We start from the raw sequence: 15,489 nt of genomic DNA on the forward strand, positions 1-15,489 counted from the left end.
GGCACGTGATTCGACATTCGACAGACGACATTCGACAGTGAGGAGTGCGGTATGACGTTACGGAAGAGGACCACGGCTGGTGTGGTGGGTGTTGTGGCGGCGACGCTCACGGCGACGGCTCTCGCGGGACCCGCAGGGGCCGCATCCGGTGCGGAGCGCTCGGCGGGGGACCACCGGGTCACGCAGCGCGCGATGGACGCCGCCGTGAAGGCCGGTACGCCCGGTGTCACGGCCCAGGCGCGGGACAAGAACGGCGTGTGGTCGGCGACATCCGGCGTCGGGAATCTGAAGACGGGTGAACCGCGCGGCAAGAACGACCGGTTCCGGATCGGCAGCATCACCAAGACGTTCGTGGCGACCGTCCTGCTGCAGATGGAGGCGGAGGGCAGACTCGACCTCGACGACATCGTCGACGACCATCTTCCCGGCCTGGTGCGGGGCAACGGCAACGACGGCAGCAGGATCACCGTGCGGCAGCTCCTCAACCACACCAGCGGCCTGTTCAACTACCTGGCCGACGAGGAGTACTCGAAGACGTACATGCAGGGCAACGGCTATCTCAAGCACCGCTACGACACCCTGCCGCCCGAGAAGCACGTGAAAGTGGCGCTCGCGCACAAGCCGTTGTTCGAGCCCGGCGACAGCTTCTCCTACTCCAACACCAACTACATCCTGGCCGGCCTGATCATCGAGAAGGTGGGAGGACGGACGTACGAGGCCGAGGTCCGCGACCGCATCATCAAGCCCCTGGGGCTGAAGTCGACGTCCAATCCCGGCAACAGCACCCACCTGCCGCGGCCCAGCGGTCGTGGCTACGCCAAGCTGTTCCCGTCCAAGCCCGACCGGATCGACGACATCACCGAGATGAACGGCTCGCAGGGCTGGGGCGACGGCGACATCATCTCCACCGCGGGCGACCTGAACCGCTTCTACAAGGCCCTGATGCGCGGCACGTTGCTGCCGAAGAAGCAGCTGAAGGCGATGAAGACCACCGTCACCGTCCCCGACAACCCGGACATGGCGTACGGCCTGGGGCTCACCCGCTACACGACGAGCTGCGGCACCGAGCTCTGGGGCCACGGCGGAGGAATGGTGGGCTGGCTCTCCATGGCCGTCACCACCGGCGACGGCCGCCACCAACTGGCCTACAACTACAACGGGGACTGGGCCCCGCAGACCATGAGCACGATCAAGGAAGCCGAGTACTGCGGGTCCTGACGAGGGGAGCGGCAGGACGCCGTCCTGCCTCTACTGGCATGCTCTCGCCATGGGTGACTGGTATCGGCAGGCAGGGCACGGCGTTCGCTTCGAGTGGGGGCCGACGGGGGCCGAGCGGTTGGCGGCGGACGTGGAGTGCGTCGTCATCGTCGACGTGCTGTCGTTCACGACCTCGGTGACGGTCGCGGTGGAGGCGGGGACGCGCGTCTTCCCCTATCGGTGGCGTGACGAGACGGCCTCCGCGTACGCGGCGGAGAAGGACGCCCGGCTCGCGGTCGGGCGGCGCATGGCCACCCCGTCGTCGCCCTGGTCGCTGTCGCCCGCGGCCCTGCGCGCCGCCCCCGCAGTGCCGCGCCTGGTGCTCCCCTCGCCCAACGGCTCGGCCATCGCCGCGTCGGCCGGTGCGTCCCCGGTGGTCGCGGGCGCCCTGCGCAACGCCACGGCCGTGGGGCGCTGGCTCGTCCGGCAGGGCTACGGGACGGCGGAGCACCCCGTGGCGTTGATCGCCGCGGGGGAGCGCTGGCCCGACAGAAGCCTGCGGCCCGCCGTGGAGGATCTGCTCGGCGCGGGGGCCGTCCTCCACGTCCTGCGCGAACGGCTCGGTGACACGCTGTCGCCCGAAGCCGCCGTGGCGGAGGCCGGGTTCCGGGCGACGGCGGACGTCCGCGCGGCGGTGACCGCAGGGGCCTCCGGCGGCGAGCTGATCGACGGCGGATTCGCCGAGGACGTCGTCATCGCCACCGAACTCGACGCGTGCACCGCGGTGCCGGTCCTCGTGGACGGCGCCTTCACCGCCGCGCCCCCACTCAGCGCGGCACTCCCGTGAGCGTTCCGTCGAACAGCTGGGTGAGCAGCGCCTTCTGGACGTGGAGGCGGTTCTCGGCCTGCTGGAAGATCCTCGACCGGGGCCCGTCCTTGACCTCGGCGTCGACCTCCTCGCCCCGGTTGGTCGGCATGCAGTCGAGGAACACCGCCTCGTCACCGGCAAGGCGCATCAGCGGCTCGGTGATCCGCCAGCGGTCCGCGAGGCGCGTCCTGGCCTGGATCTCCTCCTGCCCGGCGAGCGTCGGCGACTTCCAGCTCAGGGTGTACACGACGGCACTGCCGCGGACCGCCTCCGCCAGGTCCTCGGTGAGCTCGACGCTCGCCCCGGTGCGCGCCGCGATGTCACGGGCGGCCCGGGTCACCCGCTCCTGTGGCGCGAAGCCGGGCGGGTGCGCGACGGTGACGCGATGGCCGAGCAGGGCCGCGGCCATCATGGAGGAGTGCAGCACGCCGGGTGTCTTCTGCCGCGGCGAGTAGGACCAGGCGTACACGACCCGCCGGGCGGGGACGTCGCCGCCGTACAGCTCGCGCAGCGTCAGGAGGTCGGCGAGCACCTGGCAGGGGTGTTCCTCGTCGTCCAGGGCGTTGATGACGGGAATCGTCGCGAGGTCGGCCATGGTGCGCAGACGGCGGTGTCCCGCGCCGGGGTCCCGCATGTCGTACCAGCGCACGACGAGCGCGTCGAGATAGCGGTTGAGTACGCCGATGGTGTCCTCGATCGACTCCCGGTTGGCCAGGCGGAGTTCGTCCACTCCGTAGGGGAAGCTGTCGGCGCCGAGCTGGGACGCGGCGACCTGGAAGGAGACCCTGGTCCTGGTCGACGGCACGTCGAAGAGCAGTCCGAGACAGCGCCCGGCGAGATGACGGCGGCTGTCGTCGCCCCGTTTCATCGCTTCGGCGAGGTCGAGCAGCGCGCACATTTCCTTGGCGGAGAGGTCCTGCATCCTCAGGAGGTGTCGCACGGTCACGTGAGTGTCCCTCTCTTCTGTTTCGGTGGGGTGGCGTACCGGCTCAGCCACCGTTCGGCGGCGACGGAGACGAGCAGCATCGCGAGGGCGATGACGACGCTGAAGCCGAAGAACGGCAGCATGGCGAGGGTGGCCGCGACGACCACCAGGTTCAGGTACGCGACCGGCCCCCGGGGCAGCAGCCGGGTGCCGGAGACGAACGCCATCAGGAAGATGAGTACGTAGGTGGCGGAGGAAGCCTTGATCAGGGTGGCCTCGCTGGAGTCGGTGACGAGCAGGGCGGCGACCGACACCGCGTATCCGGGCAGCAGTGCGAGGACGGCGCGCACGGGGATGTGCCGGTGCGCGGAGAGTCTGCTGAGCCGGGTCGGCAGGATGCCGTCGCGGGCGAGGGCGAAGACGACGCGGGAGGTCCCGAGGCACCAGGCGTTCGTCGTGAGGAGCAGCAGAACGCCCGCCAGGAGATATCCGCCGCTCTCCAGGCCGGCCCCGGTGGCCACATGGAGCAGCCGCACGAAGGCGGTCAGGTCCGAGGCGCCGTCCGCGGTGTCGGGAAGCGCCACGGCGACGGTGAACGCCATGGCGAAGTAGAGCAGCCCGACACAGCTGACCGCGTAGAAGATGCCGCGGGGAAAGGTGCGTTCGGGATCGCGGACCTCCTCGGCCACCGGGGCCGCGTTCTCCCACCCGATGAAGCCGAAGAAGCAGATGAGCAGGGCGGTGCCGAGCGCGCCCCAGCCGTGGGGCGCGAACGGCGTGAGGCGTGTGTGGTCGCCCTTCGGCAGGGCCAGGCAGATCACCACGGCCAGGAGGAGCACGACGGTACCGAGCACCACTGTCTGCGCGCCCGTACTCACCTTGATCCCGAGGAGGTTGACCAGGACGCAGAACACGATGACCGCCGCTCCCGCGAGCAGGGCCGCACGATTGGACGCAGCGGGATCGACCGCCGCCAGCAGACAGCGTCCCGCCGCGAGCCCGAGGACGGGGTTGCCCGCGAGCAGCGTGATGAGCAGGAAGACGGCGGCGATCCGGCCCGCGCGCGGGCCGAACGCCGCTTCCACGAACCGGGCGACACCCTTGCTCGTGGGGTGGAGCGTGGACAGCTTCGCGAAGATCAGCGCGAAGGGGAAGCTGTAGAGGATCAGCAGCCCCCAGGCGAGCAGCGACAACGGCCCCGCGACCCGCCAGGCGAGGGCGGGGATGAGCAGGACGCCCGCTCCCATCACAGAGGTGACGTAATGGATGACGAGCCCCGAGGTGCCCAGTTGGCGCCGCAGTTGAGGAGGTCTGGACGAGTCCGGTGGAGCCCCCTCGACCGCTGTCACGCGTTCTGGCCTTCGCGCGATCCGTTCCAGAGGCTGTCCATGGTCTCGTGGCTGATCCTCTTGTCCAGATCGGCCCGGGACGCGTACCCCATGTTGATGATCAGCCGCCGTCCGCCGCTCAGCGGGTAGACGCGGTGCAAGGTGGTGTCCGTGCGCAGGAAGTACAGGTCTCCCGGGCGCAGTTCGAAGGAGTGGATGGGCCGGGTGATGAACTGCCGGTGGAGCTGCGGGTCCTCCTTGTTCCACCGGGTGCGGGGCACGCACTGCACGAATCCGCCGTGCTCGACGGGAGGGCAGGCGACGACCCAGACGAGCGCGAAGCTGTAGTCGTCCCAGTGCCATCCATGGGTGTCACCGGACTGTTCCAGCTCGGTGATGACATAGCGCTCCGGTTCGTAAGGGCACTCCAGAACCGGCTCGCCCGCTACTTTCCCGAGCGCCTCACGGAATTCCTCTGACGCGTACACCTCCGGGATGAAGGAACCATGCCGCCGAATTTCGTGGTGGCGGACGTTCCGCATCAGCCGTGGTGTGTGGCCCGTCTCCTTGAAGCTCATTTCGCGGCGCACGCCGTGCTCCGCGACGAGCATCTCGATTTCGTCCGCGAGTGCGGTCTTGGTGCTCTCGGGTGCGAGGAAAGGGACTTTGACGAATCCGAGATCGAGAAAGTCCCGCCGTGCCCGCTCCCATTGCTTCTCATCGACACCGTGGATCAGGTGTTTCGACAGGGACTGAACGAGGCCCCCGATCCGCTCGTCCGGTCGCATGACCAGCTCCCAACATCGTGTGCAGGGGAATGGTGGACTGTGGCGCTTTTCGAGAACGAAACCCTACAAGGTACGGTGAGCAGGCCCAAGGGAGAGGGTTTCCGCAGGGAATAATTCAAGCCAGTCGACTTCGGTGTCATGGGCATTGTGTGCAGAAGAATGTGCTCCGTTTTACATGATTCGCCGACGTCGATGTTCCGCTAATGGACGCATGTCCGCCTTTCGTCCAGCGGCGAGCGGCACCACCCGGGGGTGACACGTCCCGGCCAGAACCGCGGACCGCCGAACTCCTTCCTGTGAACGGCCACTTGGGTCCGAAAGCCCCCGTGAGCGGTACTGGGGCACGCGCCGGGGCCCGATGGGGTCGGCTCGGCATTGAGCCAGTCATGCCACGGCCTCGCATTCTTACAAGACGGCCCCGCGGTGCGCCGGTCACACTCCCCGGCGAAAAGGAGGGAGGCAGAATGTCACGTACACACACGTCCGACGACCGTGCCGCACGGATTCGCGACGCACTCGACGTCGACGGCTACACGGTGGTGGAGAACCTCAAGGGTCAGCGTCACGCCATCGAACTGCTCCAGGACGTCGGCCGTTTCGTCCCGCAGTACGGCGGCACCGTGGAGCACGAGGTCGTCTACCGCCCCGGCAACGACGACCGCGCCTACTCGCAGAGCCGCAACACCATCCGCGCCCACACCGAGGCCCCCGGATGGTCGCCGAGCCCACGCCATCTGGCCCTGTACTGCCACCGGCAGGCCCGCTGCGGCGGCGGCCGCACCGATCTGCTCGATCTCCACGTCCTGTGCGCCCATCTCACCGACGAGGAACACGAGTTGATGATGCGCGGGACCATCGCCTTTCCCGGTCCCGATGCGGACGTGGGCGGCACGGGGCCGGTGACCGTCCCCATGATCTCGTACGACGGAGAACGCCCCGTCCTGCGATTCAGCTACAACCTGCTGACCGCGGCCGACTACGACGCGGCCCTGGACGCCCGGCCGCCCGTCGCTCAACTCCCCCTAGGCCAAGCGGGTATGGACCTCGCTCACCGCGTCGGCGAGCTCTTCGAGAGGCACCGCGTCCAAGTGCTGATCCCCGACGGGGCCCTGCTCGTCTGGGACAACCAGCGCATGCTGCACGCCCGTTCCGAGTACGCGGACGAGGCCAGGCATCTGACGCGGTACTGGATCGCCGCGTGACGATCGCGTGCACGGCCTCCGGGCACAGGGCGGGGGAGGTGACCCTCGACGGCCCGGCCGAGCTGCGCGCGGCCGTGGCCGAGGCCCTCGACCCGTACCTCGAAGTCGTCCCGCGGCCGGGCCTCGACGTACGGGGCGGACGCCGAGGGCGATGCATCTGATGAAGGCCACCCCCGCATCGGGCCTCGCCCTGGCGGCCCTGTCCGCCTGCTGCTTCGGCACGGGCAGCGCGGCCACCAAGATGCTGGGCGACGCGGGCGCCACGCCGCTGGAGATCGCCCGCGCGCGGCTGGTCGTCGCCGCGCTCGTGCTGCTCGTCTTCACGGCCGTCACGCGCCCGCGCCACCTGTGGCCCGGATGGCGCGCGGCCGGTGTGGCGGGCGTGCTCGGCGTGGTGTCGTACGCGGGGGTGCAGACCCTGTGCGGGGTGTCGGTGGCACGGATCCCGGTGGGGGTCTTCGTCGTCGTGCAGTTCACGGCCCCGGCCATGGTCGTGGTGTGGACGCGGGTGATACGCCGGGTCCGCCAGCCCGCGCCGGTCTGGGCGGGCGTCGTCGTGGTCCTTGCCGGGCTCCTGCTGGTGGGCCGGGTGTGGTCGCATCTGCGCCTCGACGCGGTGGGGGTGCTGGCGGCCCTCGGCGCGGCCGCCGCCCTGTCGGTGCGGTTCCTGCTGGCCGAACGGGCGCTGCGCGGGCGCGACCCGGTGGCGGTCACCACGCTGGCGATCACGGCGGCCGCGTCGGTGCTCCTCGCGACCTCGCCCACCGCCGCCTTCCCCTACGACGTCCTCACGGACATCACGCGGTACGGCGAACTGGCCGTGCCGGTATGGGCGGTGGTGTGCTGGACCGCGGTCGTGGCGACGGGGCTCGCCTGCGTGAGCGGCATCGCGGCGCAGCGCGTCCTCGCCCCGGTGCGGGCCGGCGCGTGCGCCTCGCTGGAGGTCGTGGCGGGCACCGCGGTCGCCTGGCTGGCGCTCGGCCAGACCCTGACACCGCTCCAACTGCTCGGCGTCGCGGCCGTGTTGGCCGGGGTGATGTTGGCGCAAAGGGCCCGGTAGTGGGAAGCGGCGGGGCGTCCGAAACGCGGCGTTCCGCTGCGGTGTGCACCCTTGACACGTGCGTGCGGTTTCGCGACCTTTGAGCCCCGCAGGACTGGGGAACGGGGGGAGCGGTCATCCATGAGATCCGTCAGATCCGGGAGAGCCACGACAGTCACGACAGCCACGACAGTCACGACAGCCATGGGCGCTGAACCGCACACTTCACGGGCCGGTGCCTCGGCGGACACGTCGTGCGGGGCGACCGCGGAAGGGCGGTCGGCCTGAGATGGACATCACGACCCACGGCCTCGACGACCTGAGCGACCCGCTCCGCGCGGCCTGGCACCGGACGATGGACGAGTCGCCCCAGTACGCCAACCCCTTCCTGGCGCCGGAGTTCGCGGTCGGCGTCGCCCGGCACCGCGGCGGCGCGCGGCTCGCGGTCCTGCGGGAGAACGGCGAACCCGTCGGCTTCTTCCCCTACGAGCGCAACGCCTTCGGGATCGGCAGGGCCATAGGTCTCGGCCTCTCCGACTGCCAGGCCCTCGTGCACCGCCCCGGCGTCACCTGGGACGCCCGCGAACTGCTGCACGCCTGCGGCCTGTCCGTCTTCGAGTTCGACCACCTCGTCGAGGAGCAGAGGCCCTTCGGCAGCCATGTCACCGGTACCTTCGCCTCTCCGGTGCTCGACCTGAAGGTCGGCGAGGAGAGTTACGCGGAGTGGCTGCGCGGCGCCTACCCGGGACTGGCCAAGACGACGCTGAAGAAGGAGCGCCGCCTGAGCCGCGACGTGGGCGAGATGCGGTTCGTCTACGACGAGCGCGACCCGGAGGTCCTGCGCACGCTCATGCGCTGGAAGTCCGCCCAGTACCGCAGGACGGGACGCATGGACCGGTTCGCCCGGCCGTGGATCGTCGACCTCGTCGAGCACCTCTTCCAGGTCCGCGAGGAGCACTTCACCGGCATGCTGTCCGTGGTCTACGCGGGCGACCGGCCGGTGGCAGCCCACTTCGGGCCGACCTCCGGCACGGTCTTCGCCGCCTGGTTCACCGCGTACGACCCCGACTTCCGCTACTACTCGCCCGGACTGCTCATGCATCTGCGGATGGCCGAGTCCGCGGGCAGGGAGGGTGTGCGGATCATGGACATGGGGCGGGGCGAGAAGGAGTACAAGGACTGGCTCAAGACCCGCGACCTGCGCGTGGGGGAGGGCTTCGCGAGCCGCCCCCACCCGGTGGCGGCCGCGCACCGTCTCTGGCGCAGACCTGTGCGGGGCTTGCGGAACACGGTCCTGGCCCATCCCCGGCTGCGGGAGCCCGCGGACAAGCTCCTGAAGACGGTCGGCGGGATGCGGACGTCGGGCAGGGCGGCGTCCAAGGGGCGCTGAGCGCACCTCCCGTGTCCAAGACCCCACCCCCCAAACGGTGTTGCGCTTCAACGACCCTTCGACAGAAGAGGTGAGGATGTCGTACGGATCGCGGCTCGCCGCGGTGATGACCCAGCGACTGGGACGCGAATGCGTCTACACCCCCTCGGCGCGGCTGGCCCTGTACCTGGCGCTGCGGCACTGGTGCAGACCGGGTGCACGCGTGCTGATGTCACCGGTGAACGACGACGTGATCCTCTTCGTGGTCCTCGCGGCCGGACTGCGCCCGGTCCAGGCCCCCGTGTCCCCGACGGACGGCAACATCGACCCGGCCGCCGTACCGGAGTCGACCTGGCGCACCGTGGACGCCGTCCTGACCACCAATCTGTACGGGATGCCGGACCGCGTGGTGGAACTGCGCCGCCGCTGCGACCAGTTGGGCATCCCCCTGTTCGAGGACGCGGCCCACGCGATCGGCACCCGGGTGGACGGGCAGCCGGTCGGTACCTTCGGCAGGGCGGCGGCCTTCAGCCTCTCCAAGCACGTGGCGGCCATGGCCGGAGGCTTCCTCGCCGTCGAGGACGCCCGCACCCGGCGGGAGCTGGAACGGGCGCGCGATGAACTCCTGGTGCCCCGCAGCCTGCGCGCCGACCTGACCACCACGCTGCGCCCGCTGGCCCGCTCGGGCGTCCGCACCCTGCATCTGGTGCGGCCCGTGTGGCGCACGATGCAGCACCTGGGAATGCTGGAGCGCGACGAGTTCCGCATGGACCTGCACGCGCCCCGCCTCGCCGACTGCGCGGCCAAGGCGCCGAGCCTGACCGCGTACGAACCGTGGATACGCGTCGACCTGCACGGCTTCCGCTCCCGTCACGGACCCCTTGTGCGCGGGCAGTTGAAGCTGCGGACGGACCGGCTCGACGCGGACCTCGCCCGGCGGAGGGTCGGTGCCGCGCTGCTGTCGGGCACCGCCTGGGCGTCCCCGGCGCTCCGCGACCGGCCCGCGGGCGGCGCTCCGCATCCCCTGTTTCGGGTTCCGCTTCTGGTCCACGACCGGGACGTCCTGCTGGACCGCCTGGTGCGGCACGGCGTGGTCGCCGGGTACGTCTACGACCCTCCGCTCGACGACTACGCGGGCGCGGAGTTCGTCGAACCCTCGCCCGACCCGACGGCCGCCCGCTGGTTCGCCTCCCATGTCCTTCCGGCCGATCCGCTGCTTGCGCGCAGGATCACCAAGGCGCTGACGAAGGAGAAGGCGGGCCCGGCCCATCCACCGCTCGCCGCCCCGGTTCCGGAGTCCACGCCGCCCACTCCGCTGAGCCAGTAGAGGTCCGGTTCCGAGCCGGTAGAGGCCGGTTCGGAGCCGCTGGAGATCCGGTGATCAGGCAGGCGCCCGCAAACGTCAGTCGCGGAGCCAGGGGCGGCCGTCGAGCCGTTCGATGTCGCGGTTGAGGTCGTCGCCGCACTGGCGCTGGCCGTCGCCGCCCTGATCCGCACCCTCGTACCCGAGGACAGGAAGAACACCGCGCCCGGCGGCTTCGACCTGCTCGGCGCCGTCGGCCTTGGTGTCGGCCTGGTCTGCCTGCTGCTCGCCGTCTCCAAGGGCGCCGACTGGGGCTGGGGGAGCGCCACCACGCTGGGCCTGTTCGCCGCGGCGGTCGTCACGCTCCTTGCCTGGGCCTGGTGGGAACTGCGCAGGGACGACCCGCTGGTCGATCTGCGCGTGACCGCCCGACCCCAGGTCCTGATGACGAACGTGGTCTCGATCCTGGTCGGATTCTCCATGTACGCCCAGTCCCCGGTCGTCCCCCAGCTCCTGCAGCTCCCCGAAGCCACCGGGTACGGCCTCGGCCAGTCGATGGTCGCCATGGGGCTGTGGATGGCTCCGGCCGGCCTGATGATGATGGCGATGTCACCCCTGGGCGCCAAGCTCTCCGCCGTCCGCGGCCCCAAGGTCACGCTCGCCGTGGGCAGTCTGGTCATCGCCTCGGGCTACGGCCTCGCCCTGCCCCTGATCAGCTCGGGATCCACGTGGAGCCTGCTGGCCGTGACGATCGTCTGCAACACGGGAGTCGGCTTCGCCTACGGCGCGATGCCCGCCCTGATCATGGGCGCGGTCCCGCCCTCGGAGACCGCGTCGGCCAACAGCTTCAACACCCTGATGCGATCGATCGGCAGCTCGGTATCGGCCGTGGTGATCGGTGTGGTCCTGGCCCAGATGACCACCGGCTTCGGCGGCTACACCCTGCCCTCCGAGAACGGCTTCCGCGTCGCCATGGCGATCGGCTGCGGCGTGGGCCTGGCGGCCGCTGCCCTTGCCTCGCTCATCCCCGTGCGACCGGCGGCGCGGCCCGAACCGGCCGGGGCCCCGGCGCCGGTGACCGCCTCGGAGGTGCCGGAGGCCAGGGCCTGACAGGCCGGTCGGAGGGGGCCTGATCGGCCAGAGGGCGGCGGCCTGATCGGTACCCGGCCGCGGGGACCTTTCGGCCACAGACGGGAGAGAGGGTGCACTCGATCATGAATCGGGTAGGTCTCCGATCATGCTGCAGAACGGACCCTCCTCTTCCGCCTCCGGTACGCGCACTCCGGCCGTCGCCATGCTGCGCCTGCTCGGTGGCTTCCAGATCTCCCAGGCCCTGTACGTCGTCGCCCGCGCGGGCGTGGCCGACCATCTGGCCGACGGCCCCAGGCCGGTGCCTGAGGCCGCCGAGGCCGCGGGCGTGCGCACCGACCTGCTGCGGCGACTGGTCCGCAGCCTCGCCACCGAGCAGGTCTTCGACTTCGATGCGGACCGCGACACCGTCGGTCTCGGCCCGCTGGGGCACACCCTGCGCAGCGACTCGGGGGACTCGCTGCGCGATGTGGCCCTGATGTGGATGGACACCCACTACCGGCCCTTTGCCGGACTCTGGTCCACACTGCACGACGGAGTGCCCGCCGCCGAGCGGGAGTTGGGCAAGCCGTTCTTCGACTGGATCGCCGAGGAACCGGACCGCGTCGCGGGCTTCAGCGCCGCGATGAGCGACCTGATGACCACGCTGCGCCAGGACGCCCTCGACAGCCTGGACCTGAGCGGGGTGCGGCACCTGGTCGACATCGGCGGCGCCGACGGCACCGCACTGGCGGACCTGGCCCGGCGTCACGAGCACCTGCACGGCACCGTCTTCGACCTGCCGCACGTCGTCGAGGGCGCCGACCCGGTGCTCCACAAGGCCGGGGTCGCCGACCGGATCGGCACACAGGGCGGCAGCTTCTTCGAGAGCGTGCCGGACGGCGCCGACGCCTACCTGGCCTGCTTCATCCTCCACGACTGGAACGACGAGCAGTGCGCCACGATCCTGGACCGCATCCACCGCGCGGCCGACCCCGGAGCCCGCCTCTACCTCGTCGAGACCGTGCTCGGCGAGGGCACGGCCCCCGAGGTCGCGACCCTGCTGGACCTGACGATGATGGGCATGCTGGACGGCCGCGAACGCGTCCGCGAGGACTGGCGGACGCTGCTGTCCGGAGCGGGCTTCCGCCTCGACCGCGTCGTGGAGACGACGGGGCCGATGTGCGTCATCGAGGCGACCAGAACGGACGACTGACCTCGGCGCGGACCGCGACGGTCACCGCTCGTGGATCGGGAGGCCGACAGGCGGGCGCCGGCAGGACGATGTGCCGGCAGGACGATGTTGCGGAGGCGGAAGTCCGGAGGAACCGGTCGGTCACGGAGCGGCGGGCGTCCAAGCCGGTGAGGGAGCAGTTGAGGAGCCGCACCCCGGCGCCGTGGGCGACCAGGGTGACGTCCTGACTCGACCCGTGTGCCGAGCGCCAGACGCACCACGCGTTGCAGCACCGCCCCGAAGGCCAAGGAGCGCCTCGACGACCGGGTCGACGGTGGGGGAGGAAGCAGCCGTGTCCGACGCCGAAAGGGAGATGTGCGGGAACTGCGGGAAGGACGGCATGTCCCGTGACCACCCCCCATCGGGCACCAGGGTGCTTCCGTGGCGGGGAGTGTCTCACCGGGGAAGTGGCCCGTCCAGGCTGCCGTGTCCGACCGGAAGCGCGTCGTCGTCCAGGCTGCCGAAGGTCAGGAAGCGGCCCTCGCCCGGCTCTCCCGAGTCCAGGCCAGCACGTCCTCCGCCGTCCAAGTCGTCACCACGCGCGCGGCGGGCACCCCGCACTCCTCGGCCCGCGCGCAGCCGATCACCTGCCAGTCCAGCTGGCCCGGCGCGTGGGCGTCGGTGTCGATGGAGAACAGGACGCCCGCGTCCACCGCGCGGCGCAGCAGACGGCGTGGCGGGTCGAGGCGTTCGGGGCGGCTGTTGATCTCCACCGCCGTCCGCGCGGCCGCGCACGCGGCGAACACCTCGTCCGCGTCGAACCGCGACTCGGGCCTGCCGCGCCCGGCGACGAGCCGGCCGGTGCAGTGCCCGAGCACGTCGGCCCGGGGGTTGCTCACGGCGGCGACCAGACGCCGCGTCATCGCGGATGCGTCCATGCGCAGTTGGGAGTGCACCGAAACGACCACCACGTCGAGCCGGTCGAGCAGCTCCGGCTCCTGGTCGAGGGAGCCGTCGTCGAGGATGTCGCACTCGATGCCCGTGAGCAGCCGGAAGGGCGCCCAGCGCGTGTTGAGGTCGGTCACCACCTCCAGCTGCTCGCGCAGCCGCTCCGGCGACAGGCCGCGCGCGACGGTCAGTCGCGGCGAGTGGTCGGTGAGCACGGCCCACTCGTGGCCGATGGCCCGGGCGGCACGGCCCATCTCCTCGATCGGACTGCCGCCGTCGGACCAGTCGGAGTGCAGGTGGCAGTCGCCGCGCAGGAGCTCCCGCAGTCGCGTGCCGCCCTTGGCCAGGGGCTCCTCGGCCTCGCCTTCGAGCCGTTCCAGATATCCCGGCACGTCACCCGCCAGCGCCTCGCGGATCACCCCCGCGGTCTTCGGCCCGATCCCCTTGAGCGACTCCAGGGACCCCTGGGCGCTGCGCCGGGCGACCTCGTCCTCGGGCAGCCCCGCGACCACGGCGGCCGCGGTGCGAAAGGCCCGTACGCGGTAGGTGGGGGCACGGCCGCGCTCCAGCAGGAACGCGATCCGCTCCAGCGCTTCCACGGGCTCCATCGGCACCTCCGGCCACCGGTGAGCGAACGCGCGGCGTCCGTGTCGTTCCAGGGCGTCCGTTCCGTTCCAGCGTCGCCCAGGAGCGGCGGCGCGGCACGGCGGGCGGCAGGGCCCTCAGCCGGAGGGCTCCTCGGGCTCAGGGGATTCCTGCCCCGACTCATGAGGATCGGGTGTGCCGCGCCGCCCGGTCCCGGCCTCGCTCGTGTCGGGCACGTCGTCGTCGGAGTCCGGCGCGTTGCCCGTGGTGGCGGTCTCCTCGTCCACGTCCCAGGGGGCGGCCCCCTCCGAGGCCTGCTGATCCGGCAGGTCCCTGGGCACGGGGTCGCCGTCCTGGCCGACGGACGGGGGGTTCTGCTGGTTCATGGTGCTACTCCGTTCCTTGGCGGGGTGGGGCGGGGTGGGGCGGGGTGGGGCGGGGTGGGGCGGGTTCCCGAGAGGTCTCCACGTCAATCCGCAGGTCGTGGCAGATCACGCGGCCCGGGAGCGCGCCATGTCGTCCGCGCCGCCGGTGGCCTCCTCGCGTACGAGGGCGCAGCTGCGGGAGAGCAGGCGCGAGACGTGCATCTGCGAGATGCCGAGCTCCTTCGCGATCCGGCTCTGCGTCATGTCCTCGAAGAAGCGCAGGTACAGGATGGTCCGCTCGCGTTCGGGGAGCGCGCGTAGGCCCGTCTTCGCGGCCTCCCGGTCGGTGATGGAGTCGTACGCCGGATCGGTCGCCCCGAGCGTGTCGGCGAGGCTGAACCCGTCGGGCTCGGTGGACGAGACCTCGGCGTCCAGGGACAGGGCGTTGTACCCCTCCATGGCCTCCATCCCGTCGCGGACCTCGTCCTCGGTCAGACCCGCCTGCTCGGCGAGCGCCGTGATGCCCGGCTCTCGGCCGCTGCTCGGCTGTTCGAGGAGCTCGCGGCGCGCGACGCGAACCTTGTTGCGCAGGTCCTGGACGCGCCGGGGCACGCGGACGTCCCACATGCGGTCGCGGAAGTGGCGTCGCAGTTCGCCGGTGATGGTCGGCACGGCGTAACTCTCGAAGGCCCCGCGGCCGGGCTCGTACCGATGGACGGCCTTCACCAGGCCCATCGCGGCGACCTGCTGAAGGTCCTCCGCCGCCTCGCCCTTGTTGCGGAACCGGCCGGCGATGCGGTGGGCCATCGGCAGCCATGCCTCCACGATCTCCTCGCACAGCAGGTCCCGTTCGGGGCCGTCGTCGAGGGAGGTGAGGCGGGCGAATGCGTCCGTGGTGTCGGGGGCGTCGTGGTGCGAGCGCCGGGCCGCCGTGCGAGGGCGGGCCGGCGTGCGAGGGCGGGTGGTGGCGTCGGTAAGCATCTGAAATCGCTCCTCAACGGTGCCGACTACTGATGGACCGCGAGAGACGGGGTGCCCCGGCGTCAGGCATCCACCGGGAGTGAACACACCGCTCCCGCGAACGCGCCTCCAGTCCGAAGCACGACATTCGTCTGCCCTTCGCGTCTGTGCTCAAACGGAACCCGTCGCGACGCGGGCGAGGTCGCGTCGCGACGGGTGGAGTTCGCGAGGAACTCTGCCGATCAGCGGCGGCGCGGTGACGGGTCGAGCAGCGCGGGCGGTGTGTCGTGCCGTACACGTCGGCGGTGTCGATCAGATTGATCCCGGCATCGAGGGCGGCGTCGACGAGGGCAGTGGCCTCGTCCTGGCC

14 protein-coding genes and 2 pseudogenes are annotated in these 15,489 nt (G+C 71.0%); 9 read left to right on the plus strand and 7 right to left on the minus strand.

Features of this window, described 5'->3' with window-relative positions; all coding sequences use genetic code 11:
• Window positions 1–51: 51 nt before the first annotated feature.
• Both AB0B50_RS03100 and AB0B50_RS03105 read left to right on the plus strand, forming a co-directional pair.
• Complete coding sequence (locus AB0B50_RS03100; protein ID WP_362324589.1) at window positions 52–1,218, plus strand: serine hydrolase domain-containing protein; 1,167 nt, start codon at window positions 52–54, stop codon at window positions 1,216–1,218.
• A gap of 49 nt (window positions 1,219–1,267) precedes the next feature.
• Window positions 1,268–2,044, plus strand: coding sequence for a 2-phosphosulfolactate phosphatase (locus AB0B50_RS03105; protein WP_362324592.1), 777 nt, complete (start codon window positions 1,268–1,270; stop codon window positions 2,042–2,044).
• On the opposite strand, the gene AB0B50_RS03110 is transcribed toward AB0B50_RS03105, so the two are convergent.
• Genes AB0B50_RS03110 through AB0B50_RS03120 form a run of 3 tightly spaced genes read right to left on the minus strand, consistent with a single transcriptional unit; the run spans window position 2,025 to window position 5,106 of the window.
• The gene (locus AB0B50_RS03110) at window positions 2,025–3,011 is read right to left on the minus strand and encodes an ornithine carbamoyltransferase (RefSeq protein ID WP_362324595.1); all 987 of its coding nucleotides are present in this window, start codon (window positions 3,009–3,011) and stop codon (window positions 2,025–2,027) included. The genes AB0B50_RS03105 and AB0B50_RS03110 overlap by 20 nt on opposite strands.
• Window positions 3,008–4,339: an amino acid permease gene (locus AB0B50_RS03115; protein WP_362324598.1), complete on the minus strand. Its 1,332-nt coding sequence runs from the start codon at window positions 4,337–4,339 to the stop codon at window positions 3,008–3,010. Before AB0B50_RS03115 ends, AB0B50_RS03110 begins: the two co-directional genes overlap by 4 nt.
• Window positions 4,336–5,106 (minus strand): ArpA protein, encoded by a 771-nt coding sequence (locus AB0B50_RS03120; RefSeq protein ID WP_362324600.1) that lies wholly within the window; start codon window positions 5,104–5,106, stop codon window positions 4,336–4,338. Before AB0B50_RS03120 ends, AB0B50_RS03115 begins: the two co-directional genes overlap by 4 nt.
• Window positions 5,107–5,570: 464 nt before the next feature.
• Here AB0B50_RS03120 and AB0B50_RS03125 point away from each other — a divergent pair, with 464 nt between their 5' ends.
• From AB0B50_RS03125 to AB0B50_RS03155, 7 genes and pseudogenes are all read left to right on the plus strand, one after another.
• Window positions 5,571–6,308 (plus strand): TauD/TfdA family dioxygenase, encoded by a 738-nt coding sequence (locus AB0B50_RS03125; RefSeq protein ID WP_362324603.1) that lies wholly within the window; start codon window positions 5,571–5,573, stop codon window positions 6,306–6,308.
• On the plus strand, window positions 6,305–6,469 hold the full coding sequence (locus AB0B50_RS03130; protein WP_362324606.1) for a hypothetical protein: 165 nt from the start codon (window positions 6,305–6,307) through the stop codon (window positions 6,467–6,469). The genes AB0B50_RS03125 and AB0B50_RS03130 overlap by 4 nt, the downstream gene beginning before the upstream one ends.
• On the plus strand, window positions 6,460–7,368 hold the full coding sequence (locus AB0B50_RS03135) for a DMT family transporter (protein ID WP_362324608.1): 909 nt from the start codon (window positions 6,460–6,462) through the stop codon (window positions 7,366–7,368). The genes AB0B50_RS03130 and AB0B50_RS03135 overlap by 10 nt, the downstream gene beginning before the upstream one ends.
• 268 nt (window positions 7,369–7,636) lie before the next feature.
• Window positions 7,637–8,737 (plus strand): GNAT family N-acetyltransferase, encoded by a 1,101-nt coding sequence (locus AB0B50_RS03140; protein WP_362324611.1) that lies wholly within the window; start codon window positions 7,637–7,639, stop codon window positions 8,735–8,737.
• 76 nt (window positions 8,738–8,813) lie between these two features.
• Entirely contained in the window at window positions 8,814–10,043 is a 1,230-nt protein-coding gene (locus AB0B50_RS03145) for a DegT/DnrJ/EryC1/StrS family aminotransferase (RefSeq protein WP_362324614.1), read from the plus strand.
• 126 nt (window positions 10,044–10,169) lie between these two features.
• Window positions 10,170–11,129: pseudogene (locus AB0B50_RS03150) on the plus strand (MFS transporter); the annotation flags it as partial.
• Between the two features lie 127 nt (window positions 11,130–11,256).
• Window positions 11,257–12,303: a methyltransferase gene (locus tag AB0B50_RS03155; RefSeq protein WP_362324617.1), complete on the plus strand. Its 1,047-nt coding sequence runs from the start codon at window positions 11,257–11,259 to the stop codon at window positions 12,301–12,303.
• Window positions 12,304–12,788: 485 nt separating this feature from the next.
• Here the strand turns inward: AB0B50_RS03155 and AB0B50_RS03160 are convergent, their stop codons facing one another.
• The 4 genes and pseudogenes from AB0B50_RS03160 to AB0B50_RS03175 form a co-directional block, all read right to left on the minus strand.
• Window positions 12,789–13,817, minus strand: a complete 1,029-nt coding sequence (locus AB0B50_RS03160; RefSeq protein ID WP_362324620.1) for a PHP domain-containing protein — start codon at window positions 13,815–13,817, stop codon at window positions 12,789–12,791.
• Window positions 13,818–13,931: 114 nt separating this feature from the next.
• Window positions 13,932–14,180 (minus strand): hypothetical protein, encoded by a 249-nt coding sequence (locus tag AB0B50_RS03165; RefSeq protein ID WP_362324623.1) that lies wholly within the window; start codon window positions 14,178–14,180, stop codon window positions 13,932–13,934.
• Window positions 14,181–14,285: 105 nt separating this feature from the next.
• Complete coding sequence (locus AB0B50_RS03170; RefSeq protein ID WP_362324626.1) at window positions 14,286–15,140, minus strand: SigB/SigF/SigG family RNA polymerase sigma factor; 855 nt, start codon at window positions 15,138–15,140, stop codon at window positions 14,286–14,288.
• Between the two features lie 268 nt (window positions 15,141–15,408).
• Window positions 15,409–15,486: pseudogene (locus AB0B50_RS03175) on the minus strand (aldo/keto reductase); the annotation flags it as partial.
• Between the last annotated feature and the right edge of the window lie 3 nt (window positions 15,487–15,489).

Origin of the sequence: Streptomyces sp. NPDC041068 (assembly GCF_040647455.1) — a bacterium.
Taxonomy (GTDB): domain Bacteria; phylum Actinomycetota; class Actinomycetes; order Streptomycetales; family Streptomycetaceae; genus Streptomyces.